This is a genomic window from Pseudoalteromonas sp. HL-AS2, assembly GCF_031198805.1.
Taxonomy (GTDB): domain Bacteria; phylum Pseudomonadota; class Gammaproteobacteria; order Enterobacterales; family Alteromonadaceae; genus Pseudoalteromonas; species Pseudoalteromonas nigrifaciens.
On sequence record NZ_CP133572.1, the window covers coordinates 665,853 to 680,547 of the forward strand.

General features: G+C 38.0%; 11 protein-coding genes. 4 read left to right on the forward strand and 7 right to left on the reverse strand.

Annotated elements, in window-relative coordinates; translation table 11 throughout:
* The first annotated feature begins 259 nt into the window (after positions 1-259).
* A complete protein-coding gene (locus tag RB215_RS17755; protein ID WP_089369053.1) occupies positions 260-1,264 on the forward strand; it encodes a nuclease-related domain-containing protein in 1,005 nt (334 codons plus the stop codon).
* 143 nt (positions 1,265-1,407) lie between these two features.
* Positions 1,408-2,079 carry a hypothetical protein gene (locus RB215_RS17760; RefSeq protein WP_089369052.1) on the forward strand — a complete coding sequence of 224 codons (672 nt, stop codon included), beginning with the start codon at positions 1,408-1,410 and terminating at the stop codon, positions 2,077-2,079.
* 382 nt (positions 2,080-2,461) lie between these two features.
* Here the strand turns inward: RB215_RS17760 and RB215_RS17765 are convergent, their stop codons facing one another.
* Complete coding sequence (locus RB215_RS17765; RefSeq protein ID WP_089369051.1) at positions 2,462-3,595, reverse strand: DUF1570 domain-containing protein; 1,134 nt, start codon at positions 3,593-3,595, stop codon at positions 2,462-2,464.
* A gap of 2 nt (positions 3,596-3,597) precedes the next feature.
* Positions 3,598-4,074 (reverse strand): hypothetical protein, encoded by a 477-nt coding sequence (locus RB215_RS17770; RefSeq protein ID WP_089369050.1) that lies wholly within the window; start codon positions 4,072-4,074, stop codon positions 3,598-3,600.
* 957 nt (positions 4,075-5,031) lie between these two features.
* Between RB215_RS17770 and RB215_RS17775 the strand changes: the two genes are divergently transcribed.
* Both RB215_RS17775 and RB215_RS17780 read left to right on the forward strand, forming a co-directional pair.
* A complete protein-coding gene (locus tag RB215_RS17775; protein ID WP_309217312.1) occupies positions 5,032-8,184 on the forward strand; it encodes a DUF3427 domain-containing protein in 3,153 nt (1,050 codons plus the stop codon).
* A 67-nt stretch (positions 8,185-8,251) separates the two neighbouring features.
* Positions 8,252-8,914, forward strand: coding sequence for a hypothetical protein (locus RB215_RS17780; protein ID WP_309217314.1), 663 nt, complete (start codon positions 8,252-8,254; stop codon positions 8,912-8,914).
* Here the strand turns inward: RB215_RS17780 and RB215_RS17785 are convergent.
* From RB215_RS17785 to RB215_RS17805, 5 genes are read right to left on the reverse strand one after another with little or no spacing between them, the layout of a single operon-like run.
* On the reverse strand, positions 8,886-9,440 hold the full coding sequence (locus tag RB215_RS17785; RefSeq protein WP_140391180.1) for an SLATT domain-containing protein: 555 nt from the start codon (positions 9,438-9,440) through the stop codon (positions 8,886-8,888). The genes RB215_RS17780 and RB215_RS17785 overlap by 29 nt on opposite strands.
* 10 nt (positions 9,441-9,450) lie before the next feature.
* Entirely contained in the window at positions 9,451-9,657 is a 207-nt protein-coding gene (locus tag RB215_RS17790) for a KTSC domain-containing protein (protein ID WP_086995443.1), read from the reverse strand.
* 26 nt (positions 9,658-9,683) lie between these two features.
* Positions 9,684-11,453 carry an ATP-binding protein gene (locus RB215_RS17795; RefSeq protein WP_086995446.1) on the reverse strand — a complete coding sequence of 590 codons (1,770 nt, stop codon included), beginning with the start codon at positions 11,451-11,453 and terminating at the stop codon, positions 9,684-9,686.
* Complete coding sequence (locus tag RB215_RS17800) at positions 11,446-12,648, reverse strand: SIR2 family protein (RefSeq protein ID WP_086995449.1); 1,203 nt, start codon at positions 12,646-12,648, stop codon at positions 11,446-11,448. Before RB215_RS17800 ends, RB215_RS17795 begins: the two co-directional genes overlap by 8 nt.
* A gap of 32 nt (positions 12,649-12,680) precedes the next feature.
* Complete coding sequence (locus tag RB215_RS17805; protein WP_309217318.1) at positions 12,681-14,525, reverse strand: hypothetical protein; 1,845 nt, start codon at positions 14,523-14,525, stop codon at positions 12,681-12,683.
* Positions 14,526-14,695: the final 170 nt, after the last annotated feature.

Genomic DNA, 14,695 nt, shown 5'->3' on the forward strand with positions numbered 1-14,695 from the left:
TTAACAACGCAAACATACGACATTTAATAATAGATTGGGTAAGGTAGCTATCAACACTTAATTTGCTGACGCGAAAAGCCTAGCTTTTAAATTGTAGGCAAGAGTTTACCTCGCGTTTAGGCTTTTAATTGCAAGTATTAGTTATATGTCGCGTTGTCGATGACTTTAAAGCTTCCTAATCAACATTAAAGCCTTAATCGTATTGCTATTAGGTACATCAGTGATATCCTATCCACACGCATGATTGAATGGAAGCCTCATGATTTTAAAAGATAAAATACTCACCACCAGTAACTCTGCAAAAATACAAGCAGGCCAAAAACAAGAGCTCGACGTGGCATTTTATTTACGCCGTGCATTTAAAGATCACCCTCAAGTTTTTGTGTTTAACGACCTCAAATTTAAACACAACGACGAAACAGCTCAAATAGACCACCTTATTGTATATACCTACGGCTTTATTCTCATCGAATCTAAAAGCATTACAGGGGAAGTAACGATTAATGAACATCAAGAATGGAGCCGAAGTTACCGTGGTAACTGGCAAGGTATGCCCTCACCAATAAAGCAAGTTGAGCTACAACTAGCAGTACTAAAAAGCCTATTACGAGCCAATGCCCCATTATTACTGCCAAAAATATTTGGTAAACTACAACAAGGCTTTGGTGGCCGAGAATGGCAAAGTGTTTGTGCAATATCGAGCAATGCTATTATCAACAGGGATCACACACCAAAAGCAACACAAGAGCGGTTAGTTAAATCAGAATTCATAGCTGATAAACTACTACAAATGATGAAACTACCCGCATCGACACCTAATGCTTTACATTTTTTATCCACTAACGTTAGACCATGGTTTAACGAAGAAAGTTTGGGCAAAATTTGCCAATTTATTTTAGAGAAAAACATATCACTTAGTTCACAAAATCATTCAAATGCCACGACACAAATAAATGAACTTAAACCGCCCTATCAACAAGTAGTAACGCATACTGAACCTGTTATTGAGGCACAGACCGAGCCTGAAGTAACACTAAGCAAAGAGATAGTTTTAACGTGTAAACAGTGTAATAGCTCAGCCAGTTTACAACCACGTTCTGGTCGCTATGGTTACTTTGTTACCTGTGGCATTTGCGAAGCTAATACACCAATGAAAGCTCCTTGCCCGCAATGTTCTAACGCCCATACTAAAGCAAGTAAGCGTAAGGATAGTTACTCATTAGTGTGCGGGAATTGTGACGAGACTGTGCCAATTCGGTTTTAGTTATAAAATTTATAATATAACTTAGCCATTTGAAAGTATTGATCTTATTTTCATAAAAATTTGTGTATCATGGCGCTTAATCAAAGCTTTTAGGTTTGCACTTGGTAAAAGTGCGATATTTACCCTTATATGGAAATAAATATATGTTAAAGAAACTCACTATAACTGCCGCTTTCTTATCCATTTTATCTGGTTGTACTATACAAAACTCATTCCCTGTGGAATACCATAAAAAAACAATTGAAAATGTTGAGGTTAAAAATATCGACTCTATTGGTGTAACCCAATGGAGAGATAAAAGAAACCTTGCCACTGTTAAAGATGAATTAGCAGAAAAAGCAGTTATGCGGATGGGCCCTGCAACAATCGGCATGACAAGTGATGGACAGGAATTTGTAAGAGTTGCTGACTTTATAAGAAATGCCTTTATTAATGAGCTTCAATCTTTAGGTGTAAATGCAAAAAAGATTGACATAATACCTGCATCTAGTGATGCGAAGCTATTAAGTAATATCGCAATAAATAATCAAGTAGAAATGTTAATTTCTGCAGACCTTATGAGTTTTGATGTTAATTGTCATGGTGCATGGACTTTAGACTGCAATAGAAATGTTTCTTTTTCACTTTCATTAGTAAATAAGCTAGGGGAAGAATTAATTACACGTGAATTATTTGATGCAACTATGGCCAATAATGAAGGTATGGGAGTTCTCCATAAAACATTATTAGATCAATTAACTAACGAAGTTATGCGCAGCGCTTTAAAAAAAGCTGTAATTAGAACTGTTGAAGAAATTAATAAACAATCTAAATAACTAAAGAAAAAGTCGCGTTGGCGACGGCAACCAAGGGGCGCTCTTTACCAAGTTAAAGCGCCGACCGCCCCTTGGAACCCCACGGCGCCCCGAGGATCACACTATCTCCTCAATTGTAATTAATGATATGAACGTAATCAGCGTAGATAGGCCATCCGTGGCCAAGCTACGCTTTATCGCGCATTGCCTAAAGGGATTTAGGTACTTGGAATTTGTCGGGAACAAAATTCCGCCATGCGCAGCTATTACTCATCATTAATTCAATTTCGGGTGTGATCACGGGGAAATATCTCAGCGTCAGCCTTCAAATTGTAGGCGGGAGTTTACCTCGCGCTTTGTTTTTAGATCCGAGTTTAATTCGCGTAGTGCTTTGCATAACTCCTTAAAAACTCTGTTTTCTAAATGGGGTTTTCAACCATTGTCTATAGTCTTTATCCAATTGCGGAAAATGCTGATACAGCATATTTTTTAACTCTGCTGCAGTGAGTTTACTGCATGGCGATTTTTGCTCGGCTAGCATGATGCTTTTTAAAAACTGTTTGCCTTTATTAGAATCCATCATAAAATATATAGCAGCCCAACTGCTCGCATAAAGTTTAGTGTCATCGCCTGTTTGCCACGTGTCATCTAAACCTATCAACCAATTAATAGTAAAAACACTTTGCGCTACGCGCTTATTATTTACCCAGCCAGGATGTGGCTCAACACTAACTAGTTGCATGCTGTTTTTGGTATATTCAAAATACTCAGCTAACCCCTCATTGAGCCAGCGAGGAGTAGAGCCTAATATTGCTTTGTTAACCGCATGCACCGCTTCGTGTACCGCTGTGCGCATAGCACTTTGCTCATTTCTATAATTTATTAAAGCTGAGTTGGTAGAATGAAAATACATACCATCGGTGTTTGTTGGATCGGCCCCGCGCAGTTTAATTGCTTGCTCATAGCTTCTTCGTGTTGCAAATACAGTTAAATTTAACCTTACTTTTTTTAATGCATCAACACCTATAATTTGACCATACACCTTAAAAACAGTATTCAATTTTATACGTAACTCTTCAGTAAACGAGGGCGGTAAGTTAGCTGCATGTAGCGTTAATTCAAAGTAATCGAGCGGCTCAACAAAGTCTGTGTCGAGTGTTGCGGCCTCAAAGTCAGGCTTTTCATCACTAAAATGTGGCACGCCATTACTATCTGTCCAAGTGTAAATATTGCCATTACGCTTATATTTAACCTTACCTAATGACACATCTACACAGCGCGTAGTGTCGGCTTGTGGTAAATGTTTTTGCATTGCAGTTTTAGCAGAAAGTGACGGAGCGGCAATCGTTTTAATAGCGGTTAGTTCAGACTCTTCAGCCATTTCGATTTTAGTTTTTATATCTTCGTAAATAGCCCTAACACTGCCAATAGGATCATGATAATTAAATACCCGTCCTGTCAAATGATTAGCAATAAGTGCCGATGCAATTAACAGCACAATAAATACAAATAGCACTCGCCATTGTGTGTTTAACATATTTATGGCCGCTTACTCCACTGCTCTTCAAATAATCGTTTTTGCTCACCGCGGTACTCACTGCACCATACAAAATCGGATGACTCCATTCCCTTAGCTCGGCAACGTTTAGGTAAAGTATAAAACTCAGACCAAGCTTTAAGCTTACCTGGGTCGTTATAGCTATCACTATAAAATTGCATATTCGGCATTTTTGTGTGTAATAACGCGTTATTACTAGTGCTATAAACGGAAGACCGTTGATATGTTCGATTGGTTTGTTTGGGGTTATCACAATGCTTTGCAAGTTCTTCAAATAAAGATTTGAATCGTGCTTTTAATCGCTCACCTTCTTTCACTCTATAGCCTTGACGCAACCGTGAACGTATTGTTTCACGTTCTTTTTCAATACTATCGCAATGCCCTTGCGAGTAAGGTTCGTATGCTTGCGGGAAAGAAGTAAATAGACCAAGTAGTATCAATAAAATCCATTTAATCATTATTTATCCTTAAATTGAGTACTTTCTTCCTTTATGCTCCTAGAGTGAATATAAGGGATTGGATATAAAATAGAAACAGATAGTTTAGGGGAATTGGTAAGTCGTGCTTTAGCGCAATAGTAAAAGTAAAAGTAATTTTGTAGGCGTTAAGTTTGCTGACACCAAAAGCGCAACTTTTGAATTGTAGGCGGGAGTTTACCTCGCACTTGGGCTTTTAAATTGCAAATTATTTATACATATCGCGTTGGCGACGGCACCCAAAGAAAGGCAAACGCTGGTCTCTCTTTGGAATCTCACAGCGCCCCGAGGATCACACTGTTTCTTCAATTGTAATTAATGATATGAACGTAATCAGCGTAGATAGGCCATCCATGGCCAAGCTACGCTTTATCGCGCATCCATGCGCAGCTATTACTCATCATTAATTCAATTTCTGGTGTGATCACGGGGTGTTGTCTTAGCACCAGCCTTTAGTTCAACAATGAGTTAATGCTTGTTTACATTGCATTTTTTAGTAAACTGAATGTTCGCAAACAGGGAGTGGCTTTAATGCAGCAGATTGGTATTTACGAGCAGTTAATTACGCAAGTAATTGAACAAAATTTAAATCATGATACGATTTTTTAATTGCAAATATTAGTTATATGTCGCGTTGGCGACGGCAACCAAAGAAAGGCAAACGCTGGCCTCTCTTTGGAATCTCACAGCGCCCCGAGGATCACACTGTTTCTTCAATTGTAATTAATGATATGAACGTAATCAGCGTAGATAGGCCATCCATGGCCAAGCTACGCTTTATCGCGCATCCATGCGCAGCTATTACTCATCATTAATTCAATTTCTGGTGTGATCACGGGGTGTTGTCTTAGCACCAGCCTTTAGTTCAACAATGAGTTAATGCTTGTTTACATTGCATTTTTTAGTAAACTGAATGTTCGCAAACAGGGAGTGGTTTTAATGCAGCAAATTGGTATTTACGAGCAGTTAATTACGCAAGTAATTAAGCAAAACTTAAATCGTGATCAATTTTATGTAGGTGAGCGCCAGCTTGAAACGGCCGAAGCCGCAACATGGCTTTCACGCTTTTTAGGTAAGCTTGTTGAACATGCGATTGATGCAATCCCTAATTCAAAAAAGCGCTTAGAAGAACAAATTGACCTTGCCAACAACCTTGTACTTTGGCTTAAAGATCACATTCGTGATGACGAACTAATCAACGAAAATCTTATCGACAGCCAAGGCCGAATACTTACCGCGCTATTTAATACCCAAAACCCTATTGCGGCCAACCTTAAAGATTACTCAAGCGATATATTCCCACTCACAGGCCTTACACAAAGCGAATTATTTAGCGGTGCTAATGCAGGTATATCGCTCGAAACCGAGCTAAAGCGCGAGATAAAATCGTCCGACACTATTTATTGGTTGGTCTCATTTATAAAATGGACAGGGCTGCGCATATTTAAAAATGAGCTGGAAGCGTTTACCAAAAGCGGCAATAAACTCAAAGTTATTACTACTTCGTACATGGGCGCAACGGATGCTAAAGCCGTTGAGTTTTTAGCAAACCTACCAAATACCGAAGTAAAGCTAAGTTATAACAATCAGCAAGAACGCCTACATGCTAAATCCTACTTATTTATGCGTAATACGGGTTTTCATACAGGGTATATTGGCTCGTCTAACTTATCGCATTCGGCGCTTACCAGCGGCCTTGAATGGAACTTAAAAATTACCGCACAAGAAATCCCACACATAATAGCCAAAACCAAAAGTACCTTTGAAACCTACTGGGAATCAAAAGACTTCGAGCTATTTACAGGCGCTGTTGAGTGTAAAGAAAAGCTCATTAATTCACTTAACGAGCAACGCGGTGTTGGGCAATCAAGCAGCCTATTTTATTTTGATATAACACCAAAAACGCATCAGCTCGCTATTTTAGAAAAGCTAAGTGCTGAGCGCAGCGTACATAAGCGTTTTAAAAACTTAGTGGTTGCCGCAACCGGCACAGGTAAAACTATAATATCGGCGTTCGACTTTAAAACCGTTTACGACAAAAACCCAAACGCACACTTTTTGTTTGTAGCCCACCGCGAAGAAATACTAAAACAAGCGCAAAGCGCTTACCGTGGTGTGCTTAAAAATAACGACTTTGGTGAGCTGTGGGTAGGTAACTACAAACCACAACGCTACAACCAATTATTTGCATCAATCCAAACGCTGAACAGCCAAATTGAATCGCTAAATTTAACTCACGATTATTACAACTACATAGTAATAGACGAAGTACATCACGTAAGCGCTGCCAGTTATCGCGCTATATTAAACCACTTTACGCCCACAATATTACTTGGCTTAACCGCAACACCAGAGCGACAAGATGGTGCAAATATACTCGATGATTTTTGTGGCGTAATAGCCGCCGAAATTCGCTTACCAGAGGCAATAAACCAGCGCCATTTATGCCCATTTCAATACTTTGGACTAGATGACGACACCGACCTAAGCCAAATAACATGGCGAGGCGGCCGTTACGATATAAGCGAGCTAAGTAACCTTTATACAGGTGAAAACAACCGCGCTAACAAAATTATATCCAGCCTTGCCGATATCGTAACCAATGTTCACGCTATTAAAGCACTCGCGTTTTGCGTAAGCCAAAAACACGCTGAATTTATGGCCTCTAAATTTAACTTAGCAGGCATAAACGCCGATGTACTCACCAGCAAAAACACCAATGAGCGCGCGGCTAAGCAACAAGCACTGCGCCAAGGCGAAATACAAATACTCTGTGTAGTTGATATTTTTAACGAAGGTGTCGATATTCCAGAGGTTGATACTCTGTTATTTTTACGCCCGACTGAAAGCCTAACGCTGTTTTTGCAGCAACTAGGCCGTGGTTTGCGCCTGCCCGATAACAGCCAAAAGCAGTGCTGTACCGTACTCGACTTTGTAGGCAATGCTCGCCCAGAATATGACTTTGCGAGTAAATTCCGCGCACTCATTGGTAAAAGTAACCAGCCAATAAAAACCGAAATCGAAAACAACTTCCCGCATCTACCGCTAGGTTGCCGTATAGAGTTACAAAAGCGCACACAACAAACAATATTAAAAAATATTCAGCAAGCTATAAACTCTAAACGCCGTTTACAGCAGCTTATAAATAGCTATTCGCAACATACCAATGACGCGCTAACGCTAAGTAACTTTTTACGCATAAACCCACAAGTCACGCTTGAGGATATATACAAACCAAAAGACGGTAGGATCGGCGGCTGGCATTGGTTAAAGGACGGTGAAATACCTGCAGAGCAAGCCGATATTTACGCCGCGTATTACCGCGCAATCAACACCCAATTACTCGGCTGCGACTCGCTCAGTTACTTATGCTTTTTACGTGATTTATGTAATAACGATTTTAGCTTTATGCCAACAGCACAAAACCAACAGTACGCACTTATGGCGCATTACAACTTTTGGGATTCCACTGGCACAAGTTTAGGCTTTAAAACGCTTGAACAAAGCTTACAAACGCTTATTCATCCAGCGTTACAGCACGAACTTGCACAAGTAATCACGCTTTTATTAAACCGCATTCACCAACAAGAAAGCGATTTAGCGTGTTTACCTAATCACGCCATAAAATTGCACAGCCGCTACACGCGCCAGCAAATACTTTCTGCATTTGGAGCGCACTCGTTTGATAAAAAATCGACAGCCCGCGAAGGCGTTTTAGAGTTTAAAAACCAAAATCTAGAGCTATTATTTGTAACGCTTAATAAGTGTGAAAAAACCTACTCACCCACCACGCTGTATCACGATTACGCAATCAGCCCCACCCTATTCCATTGGCAAACGCAAAACAGCGCTCGCCCTGAACACGGCCGTGGCCTTAGTTATATTCAGCACCAAAAAACTGGCAAAACCATCCTGTTATTTGTGCGAGAACAAGGCAAAGACGAAAACGGCAGAACTATGGGATTTGTAAACTACGGCGAGGTTAAATACCAAAGCCATAACGGCAGCCAGCCAATGAATATAACGTGGGAGTTAACAAACCCCATGCCAAGTAAAATGTGGCATGGGGCTGGGAAATTGGCTGTTGGTTGATGGACTACAATTTTGGTTAAATTCTGACTCAGTTCACATTTTAACTATTGATACTAAGCGAAAACATATGAAAAACTCTACACTCTTACAAATTAAGACACTTCCTGAACTAGTACAAAAAAATGAAAGTAACTCATGCGGAGCATACTGCGTCGCAGCAACTTTAGCTTGCTTTGGCCTTTTTCCCCCCAAGCAATCGCTCCGTATAAATCGTTTTAACATTGAAGCCAATCAATTTAATGGAAAAGCATTAAATATTCCCTTTAATATTAGCTTAAACAATTTTGCAGATTATGTTTATCAGATAACTGGCATCTTGGATATCGATGAGCCATCTCAATATGTTGAAAAAAATGGACTTAACTCTCTAGCGGCTATGTTTTATGCACTTGAAAAATATAATTTAAACGTAGCAGTATTATTTAAAGATAAATCAAAATTTGAAAATTTAAAGAAGACTTACCCGAATGAAATAGAATTACTCTGTAAGAATCTAAAAGCTAATATTTATATAAATAATTCTGTATCTACGATCTCTAACTGCGTGACCATTTATGCAATTTCTTATAATAATGGCAATACACATTACATAGCTTGCAATAGCAGTGGTAACTGGTATGACCCCGCTGAAGGAAATTACTCTACGGACTTTAATTCAATAGAGCAATTTACTGAAATGTACGGTGGCGAGTGGCTTGGAGTTAGCTTAGTGTGCAATATAAAAAATTAGCAATAAACACTAAAAGACCACCTAAAAACACACAGGTAATTTGTTCTAAATGTATCTTGTAACTGTTTTTTTCAATCGCGGATAAGGGCGTTAACGGTGCATTTTGTGAAGTATATTCCCACTCAATTCTCAGTATTTTAAGCTTATAATCAAGCTTTTCACTTTCAATTAAATCTTTTTCAATATTTAGTTTTTCTAGTTGTCTCCTTAGTTTCCCATAACAACCAGCGGTAGATCTGTGCTGTTCCGCTTGCTCTGAAAACCTAGCAAAAGAAACCACACCAGATAAAACAGCTGCCAAAATGCTCATACAAACCATGATGTTCTTCAACAAACCTTTTGCTTCCATAAACAACATCGCTGTAACTATTGTTGAGCTAATGATTAATGCGTATCCCGTTAAGTTAGCTCTAAGGTATAAAGTTTCAGAACGAGTATAATGCCCTTTTTGAGCATTATGTAATCTAGTTATCCAGTCATTGATTAACGTCTGTACATCAATCAATTGCGTATTATTTTCAGACATACTTTTCTCTTTAAACTTTACTACAGGTAAACTCACTCTTGATGAGTCTATGAAAAAATGACCCTAAAGAATTTGAGTTAATTAATTCCTCATAAATATACTGTGGTACATCATAATATTGATAAACGCCGCTTTTAAACTCAATTTCGAGAGTTAAACTATTTTCGTCATACCCAACTGATAATAAATTACTTGATTCTACTGGTTCTCTTTCCATATTATTTACTCTTCTTTAGCTATTAGTCACTTAACTTCTGTACTTTGAGAACGCCAAGCATTCACCAAAACTTTAAAATCATGAGCCTTTCTTACATTAGTCCAACTTTCAGATACTTGAGGATCGTGACTGTTTGGAAATTGACCATCCTTAGGTATTCTAAACTTAAATCGCATAGGTAACTTTGCTGCCTCCCCCGTCACTATGGCTTCTCCCGTCCTTAAAACAGGCAAAGAATCAACTATACCTGAAAGGCTATCTGACATTGCCGCCTTAACTCTACTACGGTCTGCTGAGTTGCTTATTCTTAATGAAAATAGAGTTCCGCATTGCGAAAGGATAGTTTCATCAATCTCAGAAGGCCTTTGACTTATTAGCATTGAGCCAACTCCAAATTTTCGACCTTCTTTTGCAATTCTTCTCACCATTGATTTAGATAAACCACTATTCTCTGTCGATAGATAACGATGTGCTTCTTCCATAACAAGTAATAAGGGGTTTGAGCGCATACCTGCATCTAAATTTTTGCTCCAAATTGCTGCCTCAAAGAGAATATCAAGCATTGATCCAAGTAAAAGATCCAACCTCTCAGATGGCATTCCGGATAAGTCTAATATCGTGATCGGTTTATCATCGCCTATCCAACATCTAATCAAATCTGGTAAGTCTTTCTTTGATTTGTAGCCTGTGTCCGGTGTCCAATCTCCAGGTGATAAGAAGAAGTTATATTGGCTATCAAGTAACTTAGAACGCATATTCTCAAGGTTTTTCTTCCATTTGTTATCCCCTCCTTTTTTTGTAAAACCATTATTTGAAGTATTAGGAGGTCTAAATTTTGGAGGTATTAAATTATCGATATCACCTTTCCCATCATCAATAAAGGCTGGTGTTTCCATTTCCTTATCATTCCAAGTGATTGAATCAAATATATATAAGTCATACCAAATTTTTTTTAAGCTAAATGGAATTGGTGTTGCCGCTGTTACTTTGTTTGGGTCTAAGTTAATTTTCGGATTGTTATTAAGAAAATTTTTTTTCTCTTCCACTATCAAGTCTAAAAATTTATTTTTTAGGTCTTGGGTATTGCCACAAAGAAATTCAATCAAGCTTTCAGGAGCGACACACCAGTATGGTATAAATAAATTTTCAGTACCTTTTTCACCATCAATGGTAAAAACATTCGCAATATCACCTAAAGCTGATGAATACTCGCCATGCAGATCAAAAAGAACAACTCTAGCGGATGGCATTAAAATTTTCGGAGTATGAGAGGTAATAATTGCTCTTAATAAACTGGCAACACTTGTCGATTTCCCTGAGCCTGTAGAGCCAAGCACAGCGCTATGTTTATTGACTAAGCTATCTAAATCGATACTTACATCAATACTATCTGAGCTTGAAAGCTTGCCTATTATGATTTGTCCTAGCTCTCCAGCACCATATATTTTTTTTAAGTCTGCCTCAGTGACTAAATGTACTTCTTCTGAAATTGAAGGGAACTGACTAATTCCACGCTCAAAATCACTACCAATAGCTTCACCAACTAGCTCAACTTTAATTACTCTACTGGTAGTTTGGTCATTCTTATCAGATGAGTGTTCCGCTGTCTCTGATATTACGCCATAAAGACTGTTATAACCTTGTGGTATCCTAACAAAGCTACCTACTTGGCCGATCCTATGTGTTTTTCCTTCAATAACTAATAAGCCGGAAACAACCTGTGGTGTTAACTCTACAAAAATAGAAGAACCAGAGACCGATGTTATATTTCCTAAAAAGGTTGGAACTTTAATCATCAGCAAACCCCATATCTTCTTTTTTACCCTCCGACAAAAGCTCTTGTAAACGGATTGAAGAACCACCTGAGCTAGCTAAAAATTTTGCAAAGGTAACAAAGTCACCTAACTTAAATGAATCTTTCATCCAATATTCACTTCTAATGACATCCCAATTCTTACTCGGTGATTGGCCTATTGCCCAAGGTGCTTTTATTCCATTAATAACAGCACCATCAGAACAATAAACACTTATATTTGGTGTTCTTAAAGCTGCGCAAGTTGCATGAAGTTCTTCGTCTAATTTTTTATATTGAAATGCAAATATTGCTGAAGATTTATTTTCCGATAAACATTCATCTAACTTGGCCGTAATATGCGCATCAGCAAACGAAAATCCGATTGTTAAAAGAAGAGTATCCGGTTCAAGAAGAAAATTTTTAAGTCTATCGAATAAAGCTGAAAATGGAGCTGATTGAGTTTGGTCATATTTTATATGGGAAGGATAAACCATCGTATCTACATCATTGCTACTTCCTCGGATTACCTCACCCTTTTTATTTTTTGACCAATTAATTGATCCATGCAACTTCCATAGCCTAATCCATTTGGCTGGTAAATCATTACTTGAAATACTAGATGGGTCAAAGAATGCATTACGGGAGCCTGAAAAACCATCAAAATATGGGGTTCTCACTCTCTCCATTGCCTCTTCTAATAATAAATCATAGTTTGTTGTAAACAGCTCAACTGCGAAATCACGGTTTATACCATTAATCCATGAAATTAAGTGGCTATAAGGATTATCAACATCTGGTAACTCCTTGCTTACTATGACTTTAATTATACTACATATTTTGAATGATAACTTTTCATAACCTTCGGCATTAAGACCATATACTTCAGTTAAACCGATTACTTCAGCTAAGGAGCGTACCCGAGAAAGTATTAATTCAATATTTCTAACACCGAGATCTTTCTCTAAAGCATTAAATACTTTTTTTTCTAAAACAGCATCTAAACCCTGATACACAAGATCTGTTAATCCAGCTATATCTGGTATAAGAGGCTTTCTTGGGGCTTCTGGGGCGGCAGTATTAATACTAACAGGTGCTCCTGCACCGATTAGGATTCCTATTTTCTTCTTATTGTGCGTTAGTAAATGGCGAAAGTCATACATATATTGATCTGGATTATGTACTGTCGTGGTAGTCATATTTTTCCTTGAATATCCATAAACTTTAAGAGCTATAAATTCTTCGCTATTAACTCAGCTTTCAACAAACCACCTTTAGTCAATAGCTTAGGCGCAAAACTTGGGTTACGTTTTGACTTGTATGCATCAAGTATTAACTTAAGGCCATGTGCTTCTAACAATGAAATATTAACTTCGGTATCCATTTCGGCTGATTCGATGAAATCATCTGAAAAGCTAGGGGCAATTATTAATACCTGCGCCACTCGTTTACCTTGGTTTTCAGCACGGGTTACATAAGCTTTTACTTGGCGAGACGTTGTTGAATATTTAGCGAAATCTCCATTTTTACAGGTTTTTGCTTCACCAATAATTATGTCGTTATCACTGAGTGAAATTACGATATCGGCTTTATCTTTAGTGGTGTTCAAATCTTTACGGAGATCTTCATCAATATTAAGCTCTAGTAGTTCAAAAATGGCTTTTGTAACTTCTTCAAATTTAATGCCGATATCAGCTTCTGTTACATCTGCGCCAGCTTCTCTTAATGCGTTAATATCACGACGTGCTAGTGCGTCATAGTTCTCTATTAGCTTATCTGTCGCGTTTGCAAAGCTTTCTAAAATAGCAAAACGTGCATTGCCACGCCTAGAAAGCCCCATGCTGTCGCGAACTTCTCTTACTTCATCATTTGATAGTAAATATAAAATGTCGTGTGGCGTAATACTTAAAGCACGCAGCTTTTCAGTGTCAATTAATTCATTAGCTTCAAGTTCAAATGCTTCCTTTAGTACAGCTTGCATCGTTGGGAAGTGTTCTTCTAGTGTTTTTAGAAGTTGTTTAAAACCACTGGCGCTAAGTGAATCAAACTCTTTTTCTGTAGCACCTGATAATGATGACAGTATTAAACCAATACGTTCATCTAAAGTAGTGCCTAATTTTTCAGTATCAATTTCTAGGTCTTGTATCAACTGCTTTAGGCGTTCTTTACGTTGATTTTGGTTATCTTCGACATTATGAATATCGTCCGATAATAATTTAGCGGCGCTAATCCCTGAGTGAATAATTGTTTGAATTTTATCAGTGCGGCTTACACCTCTAATTTTACGCCCATGGGCTTTAAGCGCATTCGAAAGCTCAGCATCTGTGAGTGTTCTAAGTATTCTAAGTACATACTTATCGGCTAAATCCTTGCCTTGAATTTCATTAAGTAAAGTTACAATTTCATCTGGAATAAACACTTCTTGGCGTTTTTTACTTATAAATAACAGCCCTATATCTCTTAGGCTATTTAAGGCATCTAACACACCATTTTGAGGGATAATATCAACTAGGTGCTCTACTGCGGCACATTCATCTGTTGTAAGGTTTAACTCATTAGAAAGCACATTAAGAATACTGCGCTCATCGTCTGTAACTTTAGTATCTCGGTTGTTTTTTTCGTCATTGAAATATGCTTCTTTCATACAAGCATGATAAATTTTTAATGCGCGATTTCTTTCTAAAATACCCTCTGCTGAGTTTTGTTGAATACACTCTTTAAGCTCTTTTGAAAGCTTTGATAATTCAGCCCACTCTTTTTCGTAAAGCGACTCTATCCAACTAATTCTTGCTACACCATTCCCGTCTCGACTTAAAATATTCACCAATAAGTTAAGTTGAGCGCTACTCATTAATATTTGTTCTTGGACAGAGATTTTGAAGAAGTCACGAACAGTATTGAACAGTTGAGTAATTTCACTACCTGAGGCATTTTTAATTTGACCGTCGATATTATCGATTGTTTTCGCTAGTTTTTTATTGTTTTTAGCGGCATCAGAACAAAGACGATCGAGGCATGAAATGAATTTTGATTTTTCTACTTGGTTAACAACTGATAAAACTTGGTTGAGTTTCATTATTTAGAATCCTTTCTTTTAATGTGGTTACTAACGTACCAGTTAATTATTGTTACGGCAATATCGTTCACTTCATATTCAAATTGTTTAATCCGTTAAACAAAAAACAATTGAAATTAATAAGCACCAATTTACCAACAAACTCCAATCCCCGTGATCACACCTGAAAC

Coding starts and splice junctions, on each gene's coding strand:
- RB215_RS17765 (WP_089369051.1), bottom strand. CDS start 3,595: ATGTTAAACACACAATGGCGAGTGCTATTTGTATTTATTGTGCTGTTA.
- RB215_RS17805 (WP_309217318.1), bottom strand. CDS start 14,525: ATGAAACTCAACCAAGTTTTATCAGTTGTTAACCAAGTAGAAAAATCA.
- RB215_RS17755 (WP_089369053.1), top strand. CDS start 260: ATGATTTTAAAAGATAAAATACTCACCACCAGTAACTCTGCAAAAATA.
- RB215_RS17800 (WP_086995449.1), bottom strand. CDS start 12,648: ATGACTACCACGACAGTACATAATCCAGATCAATATATGTATGACTTT.
- RB215_RS17785 (WP_140391180.1), bottom strand. CDS start 9,440: ATGTCTGAAAATAATACGCAATTGATTGATGTACAGACGTTAATCAAT.
- RB215_RS17790 (WP_086995443.1), bottom strand. CDS start 9,657: ATGGAAAGAGAACCAGTAGAATCAAGTAATTTATTATCAGTTGGGTAT.
- RB215_RS17760 (WP_089369052.1), top strand. CDS start 1,408: ATGTTAAAGAAACTCACTATAACTGCCGCTTTCTTATCCATTTTATCT.
- RB215_RS17775 (WP_309217312.1), top strand. CDS start 5,032: ATGCAGCAAATTGGTATTTACGAGCAGTTAATTACGCAAGTAATTAAG.
- RB215_RS17780 (WP_309217314.1), top strand. CDS start 8,252: ATGAAAAACTCTACACTCTTACAAATTAAGACACTTCCTGAACTAGTA.
- RB215_RS17770 (WP_089369050.1), bottom strand. CDS start 4,074: ATGATTAAATGGATTTTATTGATACTACTTGGTCTATTTACTTCTTTC.
- RB215_RS17795 (WP_086995446.1), bottom strand. CDS start 11,453: ATGATTAAAGTTCCAACCTTTTTAGGAAATATAACATCGGTCTCTGGT.